The following is a 24208-nucleotide window of genomic DNA, read 5'->3' as shown; positions in this document are numbered from 1 at the left end:
TTTAGTTTCCTTAGCTACGCTGCGGACGTGAGCGATAGTTACGTCTGTTGTTACGGTTACCATTTCTGGAACCACCTGTATTGGTGCGACGCATGTTCGGATTTCTGGTTCTGCTCTTTAACGGAGCAGGCAGATCTTCGATTAACGCTGAAGGGTCGTAATCAGACACAGGAATAGTGTGCTCAATGTACTCTTCAATTGCTGTCAGGTTGATAGCGTAATCTTCACAGGCAAAGCTGATAGAGTGGCCACTTGCACCTGCACGACCTGTACGGCCGATACGGTGAACATAGTCTTCACAATCGTCCGGCAGATCATAGTTGAATACGTGAGTTACCTGAGGAATATGCAGTCCGCGTGCTGCCACGTCGGTTGCAACCAGAATATCGACATCACCTTTGGTGAACTGCTCAAGAATCTTTTCTCGTTTCTTCTGCGGTACATCACCGGTCAGAAGTCCGACACGGTGACCGTCGGCAGCCAGATGACCCCAGATGGAATCACACTTATATTTAGTGTTGGCAAATACGATAGCGCGATCAGGCCAGTCTTCTTCTATTAGTGTTTGAAGCAGTGGCATTTTGTGTTCGTTAGAAGGGTAGAAAAGCTCTTCCTGAATGCGGTGGCCAGTTTTTTGTTCTGGCTCAACTACAACATGCTCAGGGTTGTGCATATGCTCGAAAGCCAGTTCCTGTACACGATAAGAAAGCGTGGCAGAAAACAGCATGTTTAGTCGGTCCTGAGGCTCAGGCATACGACGGAACAAGAAGCGGATGTCTTTAATAAAGCCTAAATCAAACATACGGTCTGCTTCATCAAGAACAACAGCCTGAATATGATTCAGGTTAAACACTTTCTGCTTGTAGAAATCAATAATACGGCCGGTAGTACCGATAAGGATATCTACACCGGACTGAAGTTTAGCAAGCTGCTTATCATAGCTCTCGCCACCATAAGCCAATCCGGCTTTGATTCCGGTAGAAGCAATCAGCGGGGCAGCATCATTATAGATCTGAATCGCCAGCTCACGGGTCGGAGCCATAATGATGGCTCTTGGTTGTGAACCTTTTAGCTCTTTATCTACTGGTGTGTTCAGCAGGTGATTAAAAGTAGCAGTAAGAAACGCTAAGGTTTTACCAGTACCCGTTTGGGCCTGGCCTGCAATGTCTTGGCCGGTGAGCAGTACCGGCAACGCCAAGGCCTGGATAGGGGTGCAATACTCAAACCCTTTTTTCTCCAATCCTTCAATGACTTGCGGATTTAAATCCAAGTCGGCGAACTTTTGCTCTGTGATGTGCGTCTTTTTCATTGCTATAGAATATCAGTTAAGGGTTGCATTACGGAAGTAAATACATTCCAATAGAGTATCTATTTCCTGGTTATCATCCAACCAGTAGCATATAAAACATTGGAGTGGAAGATGAGTGATAAGATTTTGCAGCTATCTGATGAAGGTTTTGAAAGCGATGTAATCAAAGCTGCAGGCCCTGTTCTTGTTGATTTTTGGGCAGAGTGGTGTGGTCCTTGTAAAATGATTGCGCCGATTCTGGACGAAATTGCTGAAGAATATGAAGGCAAACTCACTATCGGTAAATTAAATATTGACCAAAACGCGGGTACTCCGCCTAAGTTTGGTATTCGTGGAATCCCAACTTTACTTCTGTTTAAAGACGGAAGCGTTGCAGCAACTAAAGTTGGTGCGCTATCTAAGACTCAACTAAAAGAGTTTCTGGACGCGAATCTATAAGCAGATTTGTATCCATAGAGTGAGAAACCGTGCATCTTAACAAATGCACGGTTTTGTTTTTTGTAATGCTAGACTAGACTAATTTTTAGTGATAGTTTATCGCACGTTAAATAAACAAATGTTCATTTCTTGGTCGATCCTGAGACCGAAAATATCTTAACTAACACATACAGATCCTATTTTGACTACTAAAGCTAAAGTATCTACTACTATGAATCTGACTGAACTGAAGAACAGGCCTGTCTCTGAGCTTGTGAAACTTGGTGAAAGCCTAGGTCTGGAAAACCTTGCCCGTCTACGTAAACAAGACATTATTTTCTCAATCCTGAAAGCTCACGCGAAAAGCGGTGAGGACATTTTCGGGGATGGGGTACTTGAAATCTTACAGGATGGATTTGGATTCCTACGAAGTGCCGATAGCTCATATCTTGCTGGTCCGGATGACATCTATGTATCTCCAAGCCAAATCCGCCGCTTTAACCTGAGAACAGGTGACTCAATTGCCGGTAAAATCCGCCCGCCAAAAGATGGCGAACGCTACTTTGCCCTGTTGAAAGTTAACACAGTTAACGATGACAAGCCGGATAATGCCCGCAATAAAATCTTGTTCGAAAACCTGACTCCTCTGCATGCTAACGAGCGTATGGTAATGGAGCGAGGTAACGGTTCTACAGAAGATATTACCGCTCGTGTTCTGGACTTAGCATCACCAATCGGTAAAGGACAACGTGGTCTGATTGTTGCTCCGCCAAAAGCGGGTAAAACAATGCTGCTTCAGAACATTGCTCAGAGCATTGCTTATAACCACCCTGAGTGTGAGTTAATGGTACTACTGATTGACGAACGTCCTGAAGAAGTAACAGAGATGCAGAGACTGGTAAAAGGTGAAGTAGTTGCTTCTACCTTCGATGAGCCGGCTTCCCGCCACGTTCAGGTAGCTGAAATGGTGATCGAAAAAGCCAAGCGCTTAGTTGAGCATAAGAAAAACGTAGTGATCCTGCTTGACTCCATTACTCGTCTGGCACGTGCTTATAACACAGTAGTACCTTCATCTGGTAAAGTTCTGACTGGTGGTGTGGATGCCAATGCCCTGCATCGTCCTAAGCGTTTCTTCGGTGCTGCACGAAATGTAGAAGAGGGCGGTAGCCTGACTATCATTGCAACTGCACTGGTTGATACCGGCTCTAAGATGGATGAAGTTATCTACGAAGAGTTTAAAGGTACAGGTAATATGGAACTGCACCTTAACCGTAAGATTGCTGAAAAACGTGTATTCCCTGCTATTGACTTTAACCGCAGTGGTACTCGTCGTGAAGAGCTACTGACTAAGGCAGATGAGCTACAGAAAATGTGGATTCTGCGTAAGATTGTTCACCCTATGAGTGAAATCGATGCGATGGAATTCCTTATTGATAAGCTGGCAATGACTAAGACGAACAACGAGTTCTTCGACGCAATGCGCAGGCAGTAGTCATCAAACCTGACAGAAAATCTAGCTGAAATCTGAAACACCACCCATACTCATAGGGTGGTGTTTTTTATTTGGCACGATTCAGGCTCTCTTTTCTCTCAGGTAAAGATGGCTTTCATGGTTTACACTTTATTTAGCTGCCGGAGGAGGGTAAGTATGCGACAAGGAGCTGTCTGGTCTCTGTTTATTTCATTTCTTATTACAACCGCTTCAGTGTATGCCGAAGAGATGTTGCCCCATACCCGTCAAATGTGGGTAGCGGACCAATTGGTCAATGATAAAACCGCCGAATTCAAGGAGTATGCCAGACTGGGAGAAGTCGATAAGCTTGTCGCTGAGATGGACAAACTGTTTCTGGCTCAGCAGGAAGCCGTGCGCTTTTTGCTTTTACAGCAGATTGAAAAAGAGGAAATGCTGATCACTCCCGAATTGGCGGACTATATTAAATCTCTATCCTTGATCCCGCCTGCCTATCAGCTACGCCATATTGGTGATGGATATGAATTCACTACTCCGGCATTTGCCTATCCTTCTATTGCAAACCGTATCCTGCGTAAATGGCAGTATGAACAGAAGATCCTCAATTTTGTACTGGCAGCTGAGCGCAAAGAACTTCACCTTGAGACATGGCTAAATGAAGGAAGCTCAACAGAAACCAAATTGAGAGAGAAACTGTTAATTGAAGAGATGGATGGCCTTTCTCCTCCGGCTATAGAGTATCTGGTTGAACAGATAGTACAGTCTGACAATAAGATTATTTTCTGGTTGCCATCAAATCAGGTGATGACACGTCTGGCCAGAGAGAGTGAGGATCCGCGCGTCTACAAACTGTTATGGAGAATGCGTACCGATAAAAATAGCCAGCAAGAACTCTTCAGGTTGATGGAAATTGGCGATGAGTTCTCGAATAAGCTCATTATGGATGCAGCATCAAATCCGACCCTGCACAACGAGGTGATTAAATACCTTGCTTCTAAAAGACCTCTGACAGAAGAGATCAAAGCTTTTTTTATTGAACGATTGTCCGTAAAAGAAGCGGAACAGGCCACCGCGGTTGCACAAGAGCTTTCTAGTCAGGGGTATAGCAGCTGGCTGAAGATGCTACAGGAGACAAATACCTCCGTGAACAGTAAGGCTATAAAACAGGTGACTGCTGAATAATTTAAATAGTCCGTTGGATCTGGCGTGATTTGTTATAATATTGTTTTTTTAAGCCAGTGACAGTTAGCCCTATGAGTTTTAAGGATTTACGAGAATTTCTTGCTTATCTCGAACAGCAAGGAGAGTTAAAGCGGATTAGCCAGCCGATTGACCCGCATTATGAAATGACCGAAATCAGCGACCGGACATTAAGGGCTGGTGGTCCGGCTCTGTTATTTGAGAATCCTGTCGGTTCTGATATTCCTGTATTAACTAACCTGTTTGGTACCTCTGAGCGTGTCGCGATGGGGATGGGGCGTAATAGTGTTTCTGAGCTAAGGGAAGTTGGTCAGTGGCTTGCTTACCTTAAAGAGCCTGAGCCACCTAAAGGCTTAAAGGATGCTATTGAGAAAATACCTGTCTTCAAACAGGTACTGAATATGCCCACTAAACGACTTCGTAAAGCGCCATGTCAGGAGATAGTCTGGCAGGATGATGAAGTGGATTTGGATAAGATTCCCGTAATGAGTTGCTGGGCGGAAGATGTGGCTCCCCTGTTAACCTGGGGATTGACCATTACTAAAGGGCCAAATAAAAAGCGTCAGAATCTGGGCATCTATCGCCAGCAGAAGCTGAGCAAGAACAAAGTCATTATGCGCTGGCTGGCTCACCGTGGCGGTGCGTTAGATTTGCAAGACTGGATGGAAACCCACCCGGGAGAACCTTTCCCTGTCTCTGTGGCCTTTGGTGCTGATCCCGCAACCATACTTGGTGCCGTTACACCGGTTCCGGATACCTTGTCGGAATATGCATTTGCCGGCCTGTTAAGAGGCAGTAAGACTGAAGTGGTTAAATCCGTCAGTAATGATCTTGAAGTACCTGCAGGTGCTGAGATTGTTATGGAAGGTTATATCGACCCACAAGAGTTTGCTGATGAAGGGCCTTATGGTGACCATACCGGCTACTACAATGAGGTAGAGCAGCACAGAGTATTTACTGTCACCCATATCACCATGCGCAATAACCCGATTTATCACAGTACTTATACCGGTCGTCCACCCGATGAACCTGCCGTACTGGGGGTGGCACTAAACGAAGTGTTCGTACCTATTCTTCAGAAGCAGTTTCCTGAAATCGTTGACTTTTACCTGCCTCCGGAAGGGTGTTCTTACCGTATGGCCGTCGTGACGATGAAGAAACAATATCCCGGTCATGCTAAAAGAGTCATGATGGGCGTCTGGTCATTCCTGCGTCAGTTTATGTACACCAAGTTCGTTATTGTGTGTGATGATGATGTCGATGCGCGGGACTGGAATGATGTTATCTGGGCAATCACTACACGGATGGACCCTTCCAGAGATACCGTAATGATCGATAACACTCCGATCGATTCCCTTGATTTTGCTTCTCCTGTGGTGGGGCTTGGCTCGAAAATGGGGCTGGATGCAACCAACAAATGGACTGGTGAAACCGATCGTGAGTGGGGGCGTCCTATAAAGAAAGACCCGGAAGTTGTCGCTAAAATAGATAAAATATGGGATGAGTTAGGTATCTTATGACCTATAAAGTCACCCTTTATCCTGCTGGGATAGAGTTCGATGTGCCTGAAGGCTCAACGGTATTGGAAGCCGCGCTCAACAATAATATCGAGTTTCCAAATCGTTGCCAGGTTGGCGTATGCAGTATGTGTATGTGCCGGAAACTGGAAGGCCGCATCGAATATCATCTGGATCCTATACTCACAGATAAAGAACAAAAGGCAGGGTGGATGTTCCCCTGTCTGGCTTATGTAAAGTCGGATACTAAACTTACCTTCGAAGAGTAAGAGGAAGAAATGAATATAAGTTGTAAAGTTAAGTCGATAGAGCCTTTGGCGTCCAATACCTGCAGAATACTGCTGCACCCGGAAAGCAAAATAGAGTTTAAGGCCGGGCAGTATCTTATGGTTGTGATGGGTGAAAAGGATAAAAGGCCATTCTCTATTGCCAGCAGTCCGTGCCGCCATGAAGGTGAACTGGAACTGCATATTGGCAGTGCTGACGAAAATCCTTACTCGCAAGAAGTTGTAGAGAAAATGAAGCAGGCTATCCAGAGTGATGAGAGCATAGAGATTGATGCCCCGCATGGTGACGCATGGCTTAAAGAGTCTTCTCGTCCATTGCTGTTAATAGCTGGTGGTACCGGATTTAGTTATGTGCGCTCAATACTGGATCACTGTATCAGCCAGAATATAGATAAACCGGTATATGTTTACTGGGGAGCAAGAACCGATTGCCAGCTATATGCTCACGATGAGCTTATGGGCATCGCAAAAGATAAACACAATATCCACTTTGTTCCTGTGGTTGAGCAGATGAACAATAACTGGCAAGGAAAGTCAGGTAACGTATTAGCTGCTATTAACGAAGACTTTGATAGCTTAGAAGAGTATGACATCTATATAGCCGGACGATTTGAAATGGCTGGCGCAGCCAGAGAACAGTTTACCCGGGATAAAGGAGCGCTGGCTGAACATATGTTCTCAGATGCCTACGCTTTTATATAGTTAAGCTGAAAATTAGTTAGAAATGGCCTTTTTAGGCCATTTTTTGTCAGAACAGGCGATAAATAAGCCAGAAAAAAAGAAATTTAAATAAATTTTAAAAAAGGGCTTGCGCATAAACTAAATCTCCCTATAATGCGCATCTCCCAACAGCGAGACCCTGTTAAACAAAGGCTCGAGAGGTTGGTGAGAAAATTTGGTCATTAAGAAATAATTTAAAAAAGTGTTTGACACTACAAGTTATCTCGTTAAAATGGCCGCCCACTTCACAGGGAAAGCTGAAAAGCTTAAAACTAAAAGTTTTTACCCTTTGAAGTTGCTCTTTAACAATTTAAACCTATCAATCTGTGTGGGCACTCGTTGATGATAATCAAATTAGAAACTTCGGTTTCAATTCGGTTTCAATGATACGAAGTGACCATTCGAGTTGGAAAGCAGCCTTGAGCTGTTTTGTTTCACTTTTTCAAAAGTGAAAACCAACAAGAGCACAGTCAATTCAAACATTACTTATGTAATGTTCAGTATTCATTGAGCCACAAAAACTTAAATTGAAGAGTTTGATCATGGCTCAGATTGAACGCTGGCGGCAGGCCTAACACATGCAAGTCGAGCGGAAACGGCAACATTGACTCTTCGGATGATTTGTTGGACGTCGAGCGGCGGACGGGTGAGTAATGCTTAGGAATTTGCCCAGTCGAGGGGGATAACTATTGGAAACGATAGCTAATACCGCATACGCCCTACGGGGGAAAAGAGGGGACCTTCGGGCCTTCTGCGATTGGATAAGCCTAAGTGAGATTAGCTAGTTGGTGAGGTAATGGCTCACCAAGGCGACGATCTCTAGCTGGTCTGAGAGGATGATCAGCCACACTGGAACTGAGACACGGTCCAGACTCCTACGGGAGGCAGCAGTGGGGAATATTGCACAATGGGCGCAAGCCTGATGCAGCCATGCCGCGTGTGTGAAGAAGGCCTTCGGGTTGTAAAGCACTTTCAGCAGTGAGGAAGGTGGTAGTGTTAATAGCACTATCATTTGACGTTAGCTGCAGAAGAAGCACCGGCTAACTCCGTGCCAGCAGCCGCGGTAATACGGAGGGTGCGAGCGTTAATCGGAATTACTGGGCGTAAAGCGCATGCAGGTGGTTTGTTAAGTCAGATGTGAAAGCCCTGGGCTCAACCCGGGAAGGTCATTTGAAACTGGCAAGCTAGAGTACTGTAGAGGGGGGTAGAATTTCAGGTGTAGCGGTGAAATGCGTAGAGATCTGAAGGAATACCGGTGGCGAAGGCGGCCCCCTGGACAGATACTGACACTCAGATGCGAAAGCGTGGGGAGCAAACAGGATTAGATACCCTGGTAGTCCACGCCGTAAACGATGTCTACTTGGAGGTTGTTCCCTTGAGGAGTGGCTTTCGGAGCTAACGCGTTAAGTAGACCGCCTGGGGAGTACGGTCGCAAGATTAAAACTCAAATGAATTGACGGGGGCCCGCACAAGCGGTGGAGCATGTGGTTTAATTCGATGCAACGCGAAGAACCTTACCTACTCTTGACATCCAGAGAATTTTCCAGAGATGGATTAGTGCCTTCGGGAACTCTGAGACAGGTGCTGCATGGCTGTCGTCAGCTCGTGTTGTGAAATGTTGGGTTAAGTCCCGCAACGAGCGCAACCCTTATCCTTGATTGCCAGCACTTCGGGTGGGAACTTCAGGGAGACTGCCGGTGATAAACCGGAGGAAGGTGGGGACGACGTCAAGTCATCATGGCCCTTACGAGTAGGGCTACACACGTGCTACAATGGCGTATACAGAGGGCGGCGAACTCGCGAGAGTAAGCGAATCCCAAAAAGTGCGTCGTAGTCCGGATTGGAGTCTGCAACTCGACTCCATGAAGTCGGAATCGCTAGTAATCGTGGATCAGAATGCCACGGTGAATACGTTCCCGGGCCTTGTACACACCGCCCGTCACACCATGGGAGTGGGCTGCAAAAGAAGTAGGTAGTTTAACCTTCGGGGGGACGCTTACCACTTTGTGGTTCATGACTGGGGTGAAGTCGTAACAAGGTAGCCCTAGGGGAACCTGGGGCTGGATCACCTCCTTAACGATAGATTGTGCATTGATGAGTGTTCACACAGATTGATTAGGTTTAGAAAGTAAAGAGAAGTAAGTGCCCAACACTTACAAAGATGTCCCGTTCGTCTAGAGGCCTAGGACACCGCCCTTTCACGGCGGTAACAGGGGTTCGACTCCCCTACGGGATACCATCTTTAAGCGCATTTCTTTAAGTAGAAACTTTAAAGTGCTCTTAAAAATGGTTACTTCTTCGGAAGTGATTAGCTCTTTAACAATTTGGAAAGCTGACAGATAACAATTTGATTGATTGTTATCTAATTAAAAGTTCTCAAATCCTGAATCTTTCTTTGAAACATAAGAGATTTAGGTACCAACACACATTCAAGTGTTCTTGGAAGCAACATTACTGAGTAATGATGCTTATATTTGAGTCCGGCAAAATCGAAATGTCTCTCGCTCATTCAAATAATGAGAGACACAAACCTTGGTTGTTTGCCATACATAGAAACCTCTTGGGGTTGTATGGTTAAGTGACTAAGCGTACACGGTGGATGCCTTGGCAGTCAGAGGCGATGAAGGACGTATTAACTTGCGATAAGCGTAGATTAGGCAGTAAAAGCCACTTGAGTCTACGATTTCCGAATGGGGAAACCCAACTGCATAAGCAGTTACTGTTAACTGAATACATAGGTTAACAGGGCAAACCCGGGGAACTGAAACATCTAAGTACCCGGAGGAGTAGAAATCAACCGAGATTCCGAAAGTAGCGGCGAGCGAAATTGGATTAGCCCTTAAGCTTTTAATGATGCAGGTGAATGGTCTGGAAAGTCCAGCGATACAGGGTGATAGCCCCGTAACCGACACGTCATTATTAGTGAAATCGAGTAAGGCGGGACACGTGATATCCTGTCTGAATATGGGGGGACCATCCTCCAAGGCTAAATACTACTGACTGACCGATAGTGAACCAGTACCGTGAGGGAAAGGCGAAAAGAACCCCTGTGAGGGGAGTGAAATAGAACCTGAAACCGTGTACGTACAAGCAGTAGGAGCACCTTCGTGGTGTGACTGCGTACCTTTTGTATAATGGGTCAGCGACTTATATTTAGTAGCAAGGTTAACCGATTAGGGGAGCCGTAGGGAAACCGAGTCTTAACTGGGCGTCGAGTTGCTAGGTATAGACCCGAAACCAGGTGATCTAGCCATGGGCAGGTTGAAGGTTGAGTAACATCAACTGGAGGACCGAACCGACTAATGTTGAAAAATTAGCGGATGACTTGTGGCTAGGGGTGAAAGGCCAATCAAACCTGGAGATAGCTGGTTCTCCCCGAAAGCTATTTAGGTAGCGCCTCGGACGAATACTACTGGGGGTAGAGCACTGTTAAGGCTAGGGGGTCATCCCGACTTACCAACCCTTTGCAAACTCCGAATACCAGTAAGTACTATCCGGGAGACACACGGCGGGTGCTAACGTCCGTCGTGGAGAGGGAAACAACCCAGACCGCCAGCTAAGGTCCCAAAGTATAGCTAAGTGGGAAACGATGTGGGAAGGCTCAGACAGCCAGGATGTTGGCTTAGAAGCAGCCATCATTTAAAGAAAGCGTAATAGCTCACTGGTCGAGTCGGCCTGCGCGGAAGATGTAACGGGGCTAAGCTATACACCGAAGCTGCGGCAATATCTTTTAGATATTGGGTAGGGGAGCGTTCTGTAAGCCGTTGAAGGTGAACTGTAAGGTTTGCTGGAGGTATCAGAAGTGCGAATGCTGACATGAGTAACGATAAAGGGGGTGAAAAACCCCCTCGCCGGAAGACCAAGGGTTCCTGTCCAACGTTAATCGGGGCAGGGTAAGTCGACCCCTAAGGCGAGGCCGAAAGGCGTAGTCGATGGGAAACGGGTTAATATTCCCGTACTTCTTACAATTGCGATGGGGGGACGGAGAAGGCTAGGTGGGCCTGGCGACGGTTGTCCAGGTTCAAGTGCGTAGGCTGATTTCTTAGGTAAATCCGGGAAATCTTAAGGCCGAGACACGATGTCGAGCGCCCAAGGGCGTGAAGTCATTGATGCCATGCTTCCAGGAAAAGCCTCTAAGCTTCAGATTGTAAGGAATCGTACCCCAAACCGACACAGGTGGTCGGGTAGAGAATACCAAGGCGCTTGAGAGAACTCGGGTGAAGGAACTAGGCAAAATGGTACCGTAACTTCGGGAGAAGGTACGCTTCTGACGGTGAAGTCCCTTGCGGATGGAGCTATCGGAAGTCGCAGATACCAGGTGGCTGCAACTGTTTATTAAAAACACAGCACTGTGCAAAATCGTAAGATGACGTATACGGTGTGACGCCTGCCCGGTGCCGGAAGGTTAATTGATGGGGTTAGACTTAGGTCGAAGCTCTTGATCGAAGCCCCGGTAAACGGCGGCCGTAACTATAACGGTCCTAAGGTAGCGAAATTCCTTGTCGGGTAAGTTCCGACCTGCACGAATGGCGTAATGATGGCCACGCTGTCTCCACCCGAGACTCAGTGAAATTGAAATCGCTGTGAAGATGCAGTGTACCCGCGGCTAGACGGAAAGACCCCGTGAACCTTTACTACAGCTTGGCACTGAACATTGAGCCTACATGTGTAGGATAGGTGGGAGGCTTTGAAACTGTGTCGCCAGATACAGTGGAGCCATCCTTGAAATACCACCCTTGTATGTTTGATGTTCTAACTTAGCCCCGTTATCCGGGGTGAGGACAGTGCCTGGTGGGTAGTTTGACTGGGGCGGTCTCCTCCCAAAGAGTAACGGAGGAGCACGAAGGTGGGCTAAACACGGTTGGACATCGTGTGGTTAGTGCAATGGCATAAGCCCGCTTGACTGCGAGAATGACAATTCGAGCAGGTGCGAAAGCAGGTCATAGTGATCCGGTGGTTCTGAATGGAAGGGCCATCGCTCAACGGATAAAAGGTACTCCGGGGATAACAGGCTGATACCGCCCAAGAGTTCATATCGACGGCGGTGTTTGGCACCTCGATGTCGGCTCATCACATCCTGGGGCTGAAGTCGGTCCCAAGGGTATGGCTGTTCGCCATTTAAAGTGGTACGCGAGCTGGGTTTAGAACGTCGTGAGACAGTTCGGTCCCTATCTGCCGTGGGCGTTGGAGAATTGAAAGGGGCTGCTCCTAGTACGAGAGGACCGGAGTGGACGAACCTCTGGTGTTCGGGTTGTGTCGCCAGACGCATTGCCCGGTAGCTAAGTTCGGAATCGATAACCGCTGAAAGCATCTAAGCGGGAAGCGAGCCTTGAGATGAGTTCTCCCTGATACTTTAAGTATCCTAAAGGGTTGTCGTAGACTACGACGTTGATAGGCAGGGTGTGTAAGCGTTGTGAGGCGTTGAGCTAACCTGTACTAATTGCCCGTGAGGCTTAACCATACAACACCCAAGGGGTTTTGTTTTGGACTCAAATAGAACATTGAATGTGTAAATAAGACTTTTAAACAGCTTTCCGATTTGTTGGTTTTCACTTTTTTAGAAAAAGTGAAATCAAAAACAGAATTTTGCTTGGCGACCATAGCGTTGTGGACCCACCTGATTCCATGCCGAACTCAGAAGTGAAACGCAATAGCGCCGATGGTAGTGTGGGGCTTCCCCATGTGAGAGTAGGACATCGCCAGGCTTTTAAATTTGTCTAACCAGACACGCAGCGGAGCGGTAGTTCAGTTGGTTAGAATACCGGCCTGTCACGCCGGGGGTCGCGGGTTCGAGTCCCGTCCGCTCCGCCACTTATTTGAAACCTCAGTAGAAATACTGGGGTTTTTTCGTATCTGGCGTATTACTTTCGGCCTTCGGCCAACGAGTCCCGCTTGCCTGCAAGCCCAGCCTCTCCGCCACTTATCCTAAGCCTTAGCAGAAATGCTGAGGCTTTTTTGCGTTTAGGCAATTTAAAATTTTATTACCCAAGTTGTGCTGATTAGGTAGTTACAAGAAATGCTAAACCAATTAAGTAAGATCTACTACTTCTCGTGCTAGCTTTGTAAACTCTTTCCAACCTCACGCTTCAATGAACACTATATCTGTTTCCTGACCTTGTTTCCTGACCTTGTACTGATGAACCTCCGGTGTGTCGTCTTATAGCTGTTAATACTATTTGGCTCTATAAGGCACTCAGGCATTAGTTTTATCTTTCAATAAGACACCTGATGCGCATGGTTACCTGAATAACTCTGTAGCCTTCTGAAGGAGAGAATTTAAGGATCTTTAATCCAGAGGACGAACATTTCAATGATGTATGAAGCCTTTACGTCGGAAAGAGCCTCTATAGCGATCTCTTTGCTTGAATTTATGAATGTAGGGTAAACAGCATAATCCGTAGAGAGCCGATGTGAAGGGTTATTGCGTAGGCTGAGTATAAAGCTGAATTTTGTCGGTGAATCTGGTTATAAATAAATCATTACTGATAAAGTACGCAATTAATTAATGTAAAGGAGAATTGATATTTATCACTTTCTTGTAATCATCAATAATAACCTCATTGTTATTAATAGAGTGTGCTTATTATGTAAATTATAATTAATGGTCAGGAATAGAAATTAAAGTAAGATGAGCTGTTAAACGATTATATGGTGAAGGAAATGTTAAATGTCGATTATTTAATAAAATTTATTACCTTTCCCATAAAGAAATATTATTTATCTATACGGAATAAATAAAAAAGGTGCTGAATATCAGCACCTTTAAATTTAGATTATAAAGCTTAATTATAGAGCAGCTTTAAAGATCTCAGAGATTTCTTCGTGAGTTGCTTGTTTAGGGTTAGTCAGACCACATGCATCTTTAAGAGCGTTGTCTGCAAGCACAGGGATATCTTCACTCTTAGCACCAAGCTCTTCAAGGCCAGCTGGGATACCAACATCTTTAGATAGAGAGATGATAGCTTCCAGAGCGGCTTCAGCGCCCTGCTCAGCAGTCATACCTTCTACGTCTACACCCATTGCTTTAGCAACGTCTTTCAGTCTCTCAGGGCAAACCTGAGCGTTGTAGCGCTGTACGTGTGGAAGCAGGATAGCGTTACATACACCGTGTGGAAGGTCGTAGAAACCACCTAGCTGGTGCGCCATAGCGTGAACATAGCCAAGAGATGCGTTGTTGAACGCCATACCAGCCATAAACTGTGCGTAAGCCATTTGCTCACGTGCTTCGATATCATCGCCCTGGTTAACTGCTTTGCGTAGGTAAGCCTGGATTAGTTCGATTGCTTTAATAGCAACTGCATCTGTTACAGGAGTTGCAGCGATAGAAACATAGGCTTCTACAGCGTGAGTAAGTGCATCCATACCTGTCGCTGCTGTCAGTGAAGCAGGTTTAGCAAGCATGAGTTCTGGATCGTTTACAGAGATAAGCGGAGTTGTGTGCTTATCAACGATAGCCATCTTAATGTGACGCTCTTCATCAGTGATGATGCAGAAACGAGTCATTTCAGATGCTGTACCAGCAGTAGTGTTGATAGCGATCAGTGGTAGCTGAGGTTTAGCCGACTGGTCAACACCTTCGTAATCACCGATTTTGCCGCCGTTTGCTGCTACAAGTGCAATACCTTTAGCGCAATCGTGTGGAGAACCACCGCCAAGAGAAATAACGAAGTCACAATCGTGTTCTTTTAGCAGCTCAAGGCCTGCTTCTACGTTACCGATAGTAGGGTTAGGCTGAGTACCGTCAAATACGACAGTTTCTACGCTACGCTCAGTTAACAGGTCCTGAACTTGTTTTACGATACCAATCTCGTTAAGGATTTTATCTGTAACGATAAGACCTTTTTTAAAGCCTTGAGATTGAATGCTGTCTGTTGCGTCTTTAAGGCAGCCAGCGCCCATAAGGTTTACAGTAGGGATGAAAAATGCACTAGTCATGTAATTTTTCCATTTAATAGTTAATAAATTCTATAAGTAGATTGGCATATCATGATGTTTAATTAATTTGATTTAGGACAAATTTAAAAAGTTATTGCTCTAATTCAGCTCGATATCGTGATATTGATCTCTAATAAAATATAGTTATTACTGATTTTGTTTATTAATTTAAATTAGATGAAAAATAAAGCAAACGGTTGTCCAACAAATAAGGTTAAAAGGCGTATTTATAAGTTTGAAATAGAAAACGATTGGCCTGATATTAATGGGGTTTTGATAACCTTTATTTAGTTTAAATAAAAGTTATTTAATAAGTTTATATTGTAACTAATGGCTTACATATAGATAACAACAGGTCGGACTTGTTGCTCTCACTACCCAGCTTAACAGATCATTGCTGAGTAATGAGAGGCTGAAAGAGGGCTAATAACAGATCTTGTTGCGACCTGACTGCTTGGCTTTATAGAGAGCGTTATCTGCTCTGGAAACAATCTTATCGTAGATTTCTGCAGGGGAGAGGTCGATACCCAGCATGCTTTTCTCGCCGAATGTAGACAGACCGACGCTGACGGTAACCGGATTCCTGTCGATAGAGATACTCTGTTCTATTCCCTGACGGATCCGTTCGGCGGCGCGCTGAGCTTCATTATGGTTGGTATTGAACATAAGAACGATAAACTCCTCCCCGCCAAATCTGGCCAGTATGTCGCTCTCACGGATAAGTTCGCTAAGCTTATTGGCGATGTTTATCAGGACTTTATCTCCGCTCTGATGACCGAGTGAGTCGTTGATATTCTTAAAATGATCAACATCTATCATTGCCAGTGAGACGGGAACTTGTTCCCTTATCGCCAGCAACATCTGCTGCTCGAATATCTCTGCAAAGGCATAACGGTTATACAGGCCGGTCAGAAAATCGTGGCGGGCAAGTTTCTCCAGCTCTAAATTTTTTTGCTCCAGCAGTGCCGCGGTTTGCTTTAGTAAGGTTATATCGTTATGAACGCCCAGCATACGGGTAGGATTACCGTTCTCATCTCTGATCACCATGCCGCGGCAGCGAACCCAGACATCTGAGCCGTTTTTATGCTTATAACGTACGATTTGGTCATAGGGGTGAGTCGGGTCTTCACAGTGCTTTTGATAATTATCAATAGCCAGTGACAGGTCGTCCGGATGGATTTTATCTCTTCGTTCCTGAATTGAGCCCGTCATTTCAGCGGGATCATATCCAAGTAGCTGCCAGAAACTATCACTCATCCATTCCTGTTGCTGAGTTTCTATATCACGAAAAAATAGTCCGTCCAGACACTTGGCGTGAAGAAACTCAAAGATAGAGGTATCTACAGATAGTTTCTCGAAAAGTTCCTTTTCAAGAGGGTGCTTCCATTCTTGCGTCATTCGCTACTTCTCTGCTTACAGGACACGTCATTAATATTTCATATATTAGTATCTTATCAAAGAGCACATGGCTATAAATCTGACATAGACAATTATTTTTTGACTAATGTAGCGCAGTAACTTTGCTGTGGTGTGCTTTTTAGAGCAATTGGTTTAGCTGGCTAAGCTGGCTTATCTCAATATCCGGTAACTGGCGGACTTTATCGCTCTTATTCGCAGATACTCCGGTCAGGTTCAACCAGCAAGCCTGATAACCGGCCTGTTTTGCACCCTGAACATCAGATATAGGGTGATCACCAACGTGAAGTATCTGCTCCGGCGGCAGAGAGAGGCGCCTTGAAGTGGTGATAAACATATCGGCAAACGGCTTAGCGCGACCGTCCGGGCCGGCTCTCAATACAAACTCAAAATACTGCCCCAGATCTATTTGGTTCTCGTCGACATTGCCGTTAGTAATGGCGACAAGGGGGTATTTCTTTTTAAGGGCGGAGAGCAACTGGTGAGTCTCTTGTGGAACATCGACTTGGTTCCTAAGCCAAAGAGCATGTTCAATGCCTTTCTCTGACGCCTGAGTCGCCTTATCTATGTCGTATCCTAACTGAACAAGACCAAATTTAATCTGTTCCATTCTCCAGCGGGTAACATCATGTTTTAGGTCTGGCTGTTCAGCTAAGACCTGTTTTTTAAACTGGTGCCACTTTTCCAAAGGAACAGTGGCAGAGACAGGGTGATGCTGATGTAGCCATTTAGCCATCTCTTTTTCTACCCGGACGATAACGGGATAGTTGTCGTACAGAGTGTCATCAAGGTCGAAACTAATGGCTTTAACCTGTTTAAGGCGTCGGTAGATATGCATAGTGCTACTCTTTATCGGCTTTATTCTGCTTTTTGGCCCGCGGATGAGCTTTATCATATTCCTGAGCGAGGTGCTGAAAGTTCAGGTGAGTGTACACCTGAGTTGTTGAGATATTCTCGTGCCCCAACAATTCTTGCACCGCGCGTAAGTTGCCACTGGACTCCAGAATATGGGTAGCAAATGAGTGCCTTAGTTTATGAGGATTAATATGGCTGGCAACGCCCTGTTTTACTCCCCACTCTTTCATACGTTTCTGTACATTTCTGTGTGATATTCGCTGGCCGGATTTAGAGATAAATAACGCAGGCTCATCGGCCTTTGCCAGAATTGGCCGGACTTTTAACCACTTTTCTGTCCAGATAAGCGCTTCTCCGGAAAAAGGCGCTTTTCTCTCTTTATTACCCTTACCAACCACTCTTATCTCTTCAACATCAGTCTGAATGTCTTGCACATTAAGGGCGATCATCTCTGCCAGCCGGATACCGGTTCCGTACATAAGCTCCATCATTGCCCGATCGCGCACTGCCAAAGGATCCGTTTCATCCACTTCAAGCAGTTGACCAACTTCATCTACGTCTAGATTTTTAGGCAGAGTCTTCTGTTTTTTAGGCGGAGATATTCCGGTTGCAGGGTTGGCAGCCAGCTCGCCTTTTAGTATCAGAAAATCGAAAAAGCTTCTCAGGGAAGATAGCCGGGTTGAAATGCTGCTCGGCTTCATACCTTGCCTCATGCACTTGCCTACCAACTGTCTGACCCACGCTGCGTCAACCTTGTTCCAGTCAGTCACCCCCAGCGAAACCAACTGCTCTGCAACCAACTCTAGCTGCAGGCGGTAGTTATTTCTCGTGTGGATGCTCAGCCCTTTTTCGTTGCGAAGGTAGTCACAGAAACGTGTGACTGGAATGAGCAGGGAATCAGGCAGTGCTTGTCTGGATGACATGTTTTACATCCTCACTAGCCCATGGAAGAGTCGTAGTAAGGTGAGAAACGACCAGAGCAAGATGTCGCAAAAACAGCGTATCCATAGAGGGCTGAAAATGGCCGCCATCTTCACTGGAGAAGGCAATAATACCTACCGCGGAAGTGGTTGATAGCGGAAGAATAACGTAAGAACCCAGCTCCGGAGTCGGCTGTTCAGAAAATAACAGTTCCTGATCCTGTTTTTTCAGCCTGCCCAGATAGGCATCTTTACCATTAAAGTGGTTGGTGGAAAATCGCTGCCAGTTTTCAAGTGAAAGAGAGTATTCAGGGTGCTGACTACCGATCAGTTTTACATAGGCTGACAGTGAGAGATCGTTCGCCGCTTGTTCTATGCTTTGAATAACTTCTTGTATAGAGCGGCACTTCAGAACCCGTTCCTGAAGTCCCATAAACTGATGAAAGTTATGATCATTGCTGGCCGCAACCGACATCAGCTCTGTTATCTCTTCTTCCAGTTGGTTGATTCTGTCTCTCTGTCTTTTTATCTGCATCTCCACCAGTGATACCGTACCTTGTTCATGCACGGGGATAGAGAGGTGATCGACCAGATCCCTTCTGTTGTGGAAAAAATCGGGGAAATCACGAAGATATTGCGAAACTACTTCAGCGGTTAATTCATCCGCTTCAAACTGAGACAAAATACATCCTTAACACTTTATAAATTCTGACTTAACAGGTGAGCTGGCCATCAAACACATGAGCTGCAGGTCCCGTCATAAACAGTGGGTATCCCGGGCCTTGCCACTGAATGATCAGATCGCCACCTGGTAAATGAACCGTTACCTTTTCATCCAGAGAGCCCTGGATTATTCCCACAGCGACTGCTGCACAGGCACCACTGCCACACGCCTGAGTTTCACCTGCGCCGCGTTCATAAACGCGCAGGTTAATCTCACTGCGGCTGATAAGCTGCATAAAGCCGGCATTAACTCTTTCAGGGAAGCGTTCATGGGACTCAAGTAACGGGCCGGTAGATTCTACATTGGCTGTGGCAACATCATCAACAACTGTAACCACATGTGGGTTACCCATGCTGACAGCACCACAAAACAGCGTTTGATCTTCCGCGCGGAGTATATAGGTTTTCTCTTTCTGTTTCGCTTTAAACGGAATTTTTCCCGGTTCGAACTCTGGCTCACCCATATTAACAGTGACTAAGTCATCGTCTTCCAGCTTGAGTACCATTTTGCCTTTTTTAGTGCTGACATTGATATTGAACTTATTGGTCAGCCCTTTCATTTTTACAAAACGGGCAAAGCAACGGGCACCGTTACCACACTGCTCTACTTCACTACCGTCAGCGTTAAAAATGCGGTAATGGAAGTCAGTCTCCGGATCATAGGGGGCTTCAACAATTAACAGCTGGTCAAAGCCTACACCGGTATGGCGATCCGCAAGCCTGCGGATCAGATCCGGAGAAAAAAAGATGTTTTGGGTAATGCAGTCAACAACCATAAAGTCATTACCCAAACCGTGCATTTTTGAAAAATGGAAATGCATACTTGCTAGTTACTCCGGTAAAACATGTTCGTGACGCCACAGATCCGTAAGCGCTTCGCGTTGACGAACCAAGTGGACGTTTTCGCCATCAACCATTACTTCTGCAGGGCGTAATCTGGCATTGTAGTTTGAAGCCATTGCAAAGGCATACGCGCCGGCCGATCTGACGGCAAGTAGATCGCCTTGCTCAATAACCAGTTCACGCTCTTTACCCAGGAAGTCTGCGGTTTCACAGACCGGGCCAACGATATCATAGGTTGTCGGCTCACCTTCACGGGGAGAAACGGCGACGATATCCTGCCATGCAGAATACAGTGCCGGACGCATCAGGTCGTTCATTGCCGCATCGACAATGGCAAAGTTTTTATACTCTGTTGGTTTCAGGTACTCGACCTTAGTCAGAAGAATGCCTGCATTAGCTGCGATGGCACGGCCCGGTTCGAAGATAAGCTCGATTTCCGGGTGATTTTCCAGACGTGACAGCAGCGCTTTTGCATAGTCTGACGGTAGTGGTGGCAGCTCATCACGATAAACAACCCCAAGGCCACCGCCCACATCAAGGTGGCGGATCTTAATACCATCTTCAATTAACTTATCGATCAGTGCCAGTAAGCGATCGGTTGCGTCAATAAATGGTTCGATATCCGTCAGCTGAGAGCCGATATGGCAGTCGATTCCTTCTACGCTCAGGTTTTTCAGGCCTGAGGCAAAGCGGTACACTTCTGGTGCACGCTCAAAGGCGATACCAAATTTATTATCTCTTAAACCAGTAGAGATATAAGGGTGGGTCTTGGCATCAACATCCGGGTTGATTCTCAGCGAGATAGGGGCAATAACCCCCAGAGACTGAGCTACTTCGTTGAGCCTTTCAAGTTCCGCTTCTGATTCAACGTTAAAGCACTTAATCTTCAGCTCAAGTGCCCGTTTCATTTCTGCTGCTGTTTTCCCGACACCGGAGAAAACCACTTTAGAAGCGTCGCCACCTGCCTGAATAACTCTTTCCAGTTCACCACCGGAAACAATATCAAAACCTGAACCTAATCGTGCAAGGGTATTGAGTACACCCAGATTCGAGTTGGCTTTGACCGCATAACAGACAAGGTGAGGGTGGGCGCCTACGGCTTTATCAAAAGCATTCCAGTGTCGTTCAAGTGTTGCACGGGAGTAGACATATAGTGGTGTACCATACTGCTCTGCCAGCGAAGTCAGTGAAACGTTTTCTGCCCAGAGTTGGCCATCATCCTGATAGTTAAAGTAATCCAAGTTCCTAATCCCTATGTGTTATGACTGAGTTTCTTCAGCTTGTGTGTCATCTTGTGGCATGTAGAGTGGTCCGGTATTGCCACATCCTGACAATCCGAGAACAGACAATAAACCGAGTACAATAATAATTTTTTTCATTGCGCAATTCGTGATTAATAGTTCAATGCCCCCTATAATCGCACTACTAAGAAGAAAAGCAATAGGATAGATCAGGATGAATGATACTGAGTACCATCAATTAGTCGATCAAGAGTTCAATCGGTTAGAAGAGGCTATTGATGATTCTGGCGCAGACATTGATTACGAGACGGTAGGAAATGTAATGACACTGGAATTTGAAGACAGAAGTCAGATTGTTATTAACCGTCAGGAGCCGATGCAGGAGATCTGGCTGGCATCAAAATCTGGTGGTTATCACTTCTCTTATCAGGATAATAGCTGGATATGTTCAAAAACCGGTCTGGAATTTTTTGCCTTGGTTAAACATGAGTGTGAAAAGCAGAGTGACGAACAGATTGAGTGGGATTAAAAAAAGAGCCGAAAGGCTCTTTTTTAGTTGTCATGCGAATAGCGGTTATGCGTTTACCGCTTTGGATGGCCGGGAACAGAGTGAGTTGTCATTTCTATACGGCACAACATAGCTCTCTCCTTCTTCAGGATGAACAATCTGATAGTACTGAGGAAGGTTGAAGTTAATCAGTGTATGGTTTTCCATCGATTCCTGCTGACTTGACGTGTAGAAATGATTGACACTGTTGATCATCTCATCTTTTCCGCCATTAAACTGGTGGTAAACCTCGACACCATTCTCTTCATCCAGAACATAGATATTGAAGCCGTCCTGAGTATCCTCGAAGAAAAACTGAACCAAACCTTCACTGGCGAAGCTGTCAATAACATCTGGCAGGTGGTAATCCTGCTCTTTATCAAGGTTGGATAGTGGCGAACCTTTCAGTTTATTGACTGAAATGCTCTTATAGAAATCAACGGAGTTTTCCAGCTTTTGCAGCGATACTCCGCGACGCTCGAAAAACAGACCAAATACCTGATCGGCAACTTTAATCGCTTTAAAGCGCCTGCGGTTCTGTTTCTCTACCGGCTTAAGGCGCATTTCAATACACTCAGCGAGAAGCTGATAAACCGTGTTACGTATAATGCCGCGAAGGTTTTTGCTGTAGCAGAACACATCCACCGACTCCGGCGGCAGGGCATCCTGATGCATTTTACCCAGAATGGTCTTCAGTGAATCCAGAATGGCTGTTTCACCGGTAAAGTGCATAGTGCGGACTTCATGCCATGAATTTCGGTAGACAAGATCAACACTACCGATCAGACAAGATTGTTTGTCGCTGAAGCTGAAGATATCAATGCTCTTCAGGTCGACTTTCATTGAACGTGAACTGAGCTTTTCAGTCGGATCACTTTCGAAGTTGATATACATGGCAAGCTGGCTAATTTCGCAAGGACTGCCCAGAGCCTGCATGGTTGGTCTGCGTTTTCTCAGGGAGAAGGTATTACGCAGATCGCTCACCATCTGATAAAACTTATCTATATCCAGATTGGCATTGCGAATGACAGAGTGTAACCGGGTAGATTCGGTAATCAGACCGTTAAAGAAAGACCAGGCAACCAGCTTACTCAGATACTCATTGTGTTCCAGACACTTACTGCCTATCAGTTCACTAGCAACCAGTGGTTTTTTATACAGATACCATCCCGGCTTGTTGGTTCTGCCTTTCTGAACCTGAATAAAACTGAGATCCGATTCGTGCAGATCAGGAGAGATCTGAGGGTTAAGCAGAGTCACTTTGCCGGGAAGAACCTCAAAAGCGGCATACAGTTTTCTGGCCAGAATACTGATGTCCTGAGGGCTGATGGCCGAGGTTATATCATTACGGCGGGCAAACTGAATCAGGTTACGGTAGCTGAGCATTAAAGCGTCAAGAAGATCAAGGTGTACAATTTTAACCTGTTCTACTTTCCAGTTACGTCGGTTGTCCAACTCCTGAATCGTTTCATAGCTCCATCCCCAATTCTGAACCAGCTCGCTAAGAACCTGACGTCGCCACTCTACCGAACCGGCTCCCGGTTCACGGGATAACTTCTCGTGGGTTTTCAGGTAGAAACAGCGTCTGACAAGATCCAGCCGCTTAAAGTCTTTAATTCTGGTCAGATACAGGGTGACCTTTTCCAGCATAAGATAGTAGGAATCCATGCTGTAGAGGTCTGGCTCATAGGTAAAAAAGCGCCGTTTACTGTCAATGCTCAATAGCTGAGTATGAGGATACTCCCAAGAATAGGCTTCCAGAAGAATCGCTTTTAAAACAGATTTATATGGCGAATCGATACTTTTATACAGTTGCCATAAGTTAGAGCCGAAGTACTCCTCTGCCGGGATGCGGCTTAAAGAGCCGAAATCAATCCACTCTTTGCAATCAATATAGCCGCTCTTACACAGCTGATTAACATATTCGTCGTAGCACTCTTCCATTTCCGGCGGAATGATTTGCCACAGTAACCGTTGGCCGGCAAGGCGTACTGCCGAGCGATAAAACTCATCTAATAACAACAGATGCTGAGAAGAGCCACAGTTATCACCAGTCATCTCTTCAGAACGATTACTGCGGAACCTTTCTTCATCCATCAGGAAGAAATTGGCTTCAACCCCCAGCTCTTTCGCCCACTCCGTAACCAGCAAGCATTTATTGCTCAGGTGTGCCCGGGTTTCGCTGTCCATCTTAGGAGAAACACATACCCAGATGTCTAAATCACTGGATGTGCTCTGGCCGATAGATGAGGTACTGCCCATAGTATAAAGAGCCAGAATCTCTGCGCTTTCTGGCGCTGAAATGGTTGTCTCGCTCTGGCTGGATAGCTGTTCAATGTAATCACTCTGAACGTCATTTGGCTGGTAATTATAAACACCAAATGCTTCTGATTTGTCGTAGTATCCGGGCAGGGAAGGGTGGTTGAAGTGAAGTAGCGTAGGAATAAGGTGGAAAACCTGCTGACCCTGACGATCCATAACTGCCAGCGAGCGTTCTGTGCGCTGCTGGTTTAGAGTGTCGACTCTTTTTATGATCGTCTGGATATATAGTTGCAAGGGATTTCCTTGATTGATTAATTCTGGTTTCGCTTGGTTTTTATTCTATATGCGTAACAAAACGTGATCAATTTAACACTTTTTCGTCAGCAGGTAAAGTTAAACGGAATTGCAAAGCCTGAGGGCATCAGGGAGCCTTTTATTTCGCTGACTCTTTTGAATCTGATCTACTTTTCCTATAGCCACTGATATTAGTGTAACTCATATTTGAGATAAACATCACATAATTTTTCTTCAATCGGCACTAAACC

At 45.7% G+C, this 24208-nt stretch carries 16 protein-coding genes, 2 tRNA genes, 3 rRNA genes and 1 pseudogene; 12 read left to right on the top strand and 10 right to left on the bottom strand.

Features of this window, described 5'->3' with window-relative positions; translation table 11 throughout:
• Positions 1–10 precede the first annotated feature (10 nt).
• Entirely contained in the window at positions 11–1309 is a 1299-nt protein-coding gene (gene rhlB / locus PK654_RS15315) for an ATP-dependent RNA helicase RhlB (RefSeq protein WP_271696805.1), read from the bottom strand.
• A 111-nt stretch (positions 1310–1420) separates the two neighbouring features.
• Between rhlB and trxA the strand changes: the two genes are divergently transcribed.
• The 11 genes and pseudogenes from trxA to PK654_RS15260 all read left to right on the top strand — a co-directional run bounded on the left by trxA (position 1421) and on the right by PK654_RS15260 (position 12732).
• Entirely contained in the window at positions 1421–1747 is a 327-nt protein-coding gene (gene trxA / locus PK654_RS15310) for a thioredoxin TrxA (RefSeq protein ID WP_271696804.1), read from the top strand.
• 211 nt (positions 1748–1958) lie between these two features.
• On the top strand, positions 1959–3218 hold the full coding sequence (rho, locus tag PK654_RS15305; protein ID WP_271696803.1) for a transcription termination factor Rho: 1260 nt from the start codon (positions 1959–1961) through the stop codon (positions 3216–3218).
• 156 nt (positions 3219–3374) lie between these two features.
• Positions 3375–4379 (top strand): hypothetical protein, encoded by a 1005-nt coding sequence (locus PK654_RS15300; RefSeq protein ID WP_271696802.1) that lies wholly within the window; start codon positions 3375–3377, stop codon positions 4377–4379.
• Between the two features lie 71 nt (positions 4380–4450).
• A pseudogene (ubiD, locus tag PK654_RS15295) lies at positions 4451–5902 on the top strand (4-hydroxy-3-polyprenylbenzoate decarboxylase); the annotation flags it as partial.
• 11 nt (positions 5903–5913) lie between these two features.
• Positions 5914–6183: a 2Fe-2S iron-sulfur cluster-binding protein gene (locus PK654_RS15290; protein ID WP_271696800.1), complete on the top strand. Its 270-nt coding sequence runs from the start codon at positions 5914–5916 to the stop codon at positions 6181–6183.
• 9 nt (positions 6184–6192) lie between these two features.
• Positions 6193–6903, top strand: coding sequence for an NAD(P)H-flavin reductase (gene fre, locus PK654_RS15285; RefSeq protein ID WP_271696799.1), 711 nt, complete (start codon positions 6193–6195; stop codon positions 6901–6903).
• A 542-nt stretch (positions 6904–7445) separates the two neighbouring features.
• Positions 7446–8997 (top strand): 16S ribosomal RNA (locus tag PK654_RS15280).
• A gap of 87 nt (positions 8998–9084) precedes the next feature.
• Positions 9085–9160 (top strand) — tRNA-Glu (locus tag PK654_RS15275).
• A gap of 333 nt (positions 9161–9493) precedes the next feature.
• Positions 9494–12382 (top strand): 23S ribosomal RNA (locus tag PK654_RS15270).
• 128 nt (positions 12383–12510) lie between these two features.
• Positions 12511–12626: ribosomal RNA gene (rrf, locus tag PK654_RS15265) — 5S ribosomal RNA — on the top strand.
• The 16S, 23S and 5S rRNA genes sit together here with 2 tRNA genes alongside, the layout of an rRNA operon.
• 29 nt (positions 12627–12655) lie before the next feature.
• Positions 12656–12732, top strand: a tRNA-Asp gene (locus PK654_RS15260).
• Between the two features lie 975 nt (positions 12733–13707).
• On the opposite strand, the gene yiaY is transcribed toward PK654_RS15260, so the two are convergent.
• The 8 genes from yiaY to lptM all read right to left on the bottom strand — a co-directional run bounded on the left by yiaY (position 13708) and on the right by lptM (position 20992).
• Positions 13708–14856: an L-threonine dehydrogenase gene (gene yiaY / locus PK654_RS15255; protein WP_271696798.1), complete on the bottom strand. Its 1149-nt coding sequence runs from the start codon at positions 14854–14856 to the stop codon at positions 13708–13710.
• A 423-nt stretch (positions 14857–15279) separates the two neighbouring features.
• Positions 15280–16254, bottom strand: coding sequence for a sensor domain-containing diguanylate cyclase (locus tag PK654_RS15250; RefSeq protein WP_271696797.1), 975 nt, complete (start codon positions 16252–16254; stop codon positions 15280–15282).
• A 139-nt stretch (positions 16255–16393) separates the two neighbouring features.
• Positions 16394–17110, bottom strand: coding sequence for a 5-amino-6-(5-phospho-D-ribitylamino)uracil phosphatase YigB (gene yigB, locus PK654_RS15245; RefSeq protein ID WP_271696796.1), 717 nt, complete (start codon positions 17108–17110; stop codon positions 16394–16396).
• A 4-nt stretch (positions 17111–17114) separates the two neighbouring features.
• Positions 17115–18050 carry a tyrosine recombinase XerC gene (xerC, locus tag PK654_RS15240; protein WP_271696795.1) on the bottom strand — a complete coding sequence of 312 codons (936 nt, stop codon included), beginning with the start codon at positions 18048–18050 and terminating at the stop codon, positions 17115–17117.
• Positions 18025–18729: a DUF484 family protein gene (locus tag PK654_RS15235; RefSeq protein ID WP_271696794.1), complete on the bottom strand. Its 705-nt coding sequence runs from the start codon at positions 18727–18729 to the stop codon at positions 18025–18027. The genes xerC and PK654_RS15235 overlap by 26 nt, the downstream gene beginning before the upstream one ends.
• Before the next feature lie 31 nt (positions 18730–18760).
• Positions 18761–19591 carry a diaminopimelate epimerase gene (gene dapF / locus PK654_RS15230; protein WP_271696793.1) on the bottom strand — a complete coding sequence of 277 codons (831 nt, stop codon included), beginning with the start codon at positions 19589–19591 and terminating at the stop codon, positions 18761–18763.
• A 9-nt stretch (positions 19592–19600) separates the two neighbouring features.
• A complete protein-coding gene (gene lysA, locus PK654_RS15225) occupies positions 19601–20854 on the bottom strand; it encodes a diaminopimelate decarboxylase (protein ID WP_271696792.1) in 1254 nt (417 codons plus the stop codon).
• Between the two features lie 18 nt (positions 20855–20872).
• On the bottom strand, positions 20873–20992 hold the full coding sequence (gene lptM, locus PK654_RS23040; RefSeq protein WP_443088713.1) for an LPS translocon maturation chaperone LptM: 120 nt from the start codon (positions 20990–20992) through the stop codon (positions 20873–20875).
• A gap of 76 nt (positions 20993–21068) precedes the next feature.
• On the opposite strand from lptM, the gene cyaY reads away from it, so the two are divergent.
• Positions 21069–21383 carry an iron donor protein CyaY gene (gene cyaY, locus PK654_RS15215; RefSeq protein WP_271696791.1) on the top strand — a complete coding sequence of 105 codons (315 nt, stop codon included), beginning with the start codon at positions 21069–21071 and terminating at the stop codon, positions 21381–21383.
• A gap of 45 nt (positions 21384–21428) precedes the next feature.
• Here the strand turns inward: cyaY and PK654_RS15210 are convergent, their stop codons facing one another.
• Positions 21429–23957 (bottom strand): class I adenylate cyclase, encoded by a 2529-nt coding sequence (locus PK654_RS15210; protein WP_271696790.1) that lies wholly within the window; start codon positions 23955–23957, stop codon positions 21429–21431.
• Positions 23958–24208 lie beyond the last annotated feature (251 nt).

Origin of the sequence: Vibrio sp. SCSIO 43137, from assembly GCF_028201475.1 — a bacterium.
In the GTDB taxonomy this organism is placed as follows: Bacteria; Pseudomonadota; Gammaproteobacteria; order Enterobacterales; family Vibrionaceae; genus Vibrio.
Note: the sequence above shows the minus strand (reverse complement) of the source record. Positions and strands in the feature narration are given on the sequence as shown.

What these genes read in the sequence shown, in the direction of transcription:
- rhlB (WP_271696805.1), bottom strand. Translation starts at nt 1,309, where the DNA reads ATGAAAAAGACGCACATCACAGAGCAAAAGTTCGCCGACTTGGATTTA.
- trxA (WP_271696804.1), top strand. Translation starts at nt 1,421, where the DNA reads ATGAGTGATAAGATTTTGCAGCTATCTGATGAAGGTTTTGAAAGCGAT.
- rho (WP_271696803.1), top strand. Translation starts at nt 1,959, where the DNA reads ATGAATCTGACTGAACTGAAGAACAGGCCTGTCTCTGAGCTTGTGAAA.
- PK654_RS15300 (WP_271696802.1), top strand. Translation starts at nt 3,375, where the DNA reads ATGCGACAAGGAGCTGTCTGGTCTCTGTTTATTTCATTTCTTATTACA.
- PK654_RS15290 (WP_271696800.1), top strand. Translation starts at nt 5,914, where the DNA reads ATGACCTATAAAGTCACCCTTTATCCTGCTGGGATAGAGTTCGATGTG.
- fre (WP_271696799.1), top strand. Translation starts at nt 6,193, where the DNA reads ATGAATATAAGTTGTAAAGTTAAGTCGATAGAGCCTTTGGCGTCCAAT.
- yiaY (WP_271696798.1), bottom strand. Translation starts at nt 14,856, where the DNA reads ATGACTAGTGCATTTTTCATCCCTACTGTAAACCTTATGGGCGCTGGC.
- PK654_RS15250 (WP_271696797.1), bottom strand. Translation starts at nt 16,254, where the DNA reads ATGACGCAAGAATGGAAGCACCCTCTTGAAAAGGAACTTTTCGAGAAA.
- yigB (WP_271696796.1), bottom strand. Translation starts at nt 17,110, where the DNA reads ATGCATATCTACCGACGCCTTAAACAGGTTAAAGCCATTAGTTTCGAC.
- xerC (WP_271696795.1), bottom strand. Translation starts at nt 18,050, where the DNA reads ATGTCATCCAGACAAGCACTGCCTGATTCCCTGCTCATTCCAGTCACA.
- dapF (WP_271696793.1), bottom strand. Translation starts at nt 19,591, where the DNA reads ATGCATTTCCATTTTTCAAAAATGCACGGTTTGGGTAATGACTTTATG.
- lptM (WP_443088713.1), bottom strand. Translation starts at nt 20,992, where the DNA reads ATGAAAAAAATTATTATTGTACTCGGTTTATTGTCTGTTCTCGGATTG.
- cyaY (WP_271696791.1), top strand. Translation starts at nt 21,069, where the DNA reads ATGAATGATACTGAGTACCATCAATTAGTCGATCAAGAGTTCAATCGG.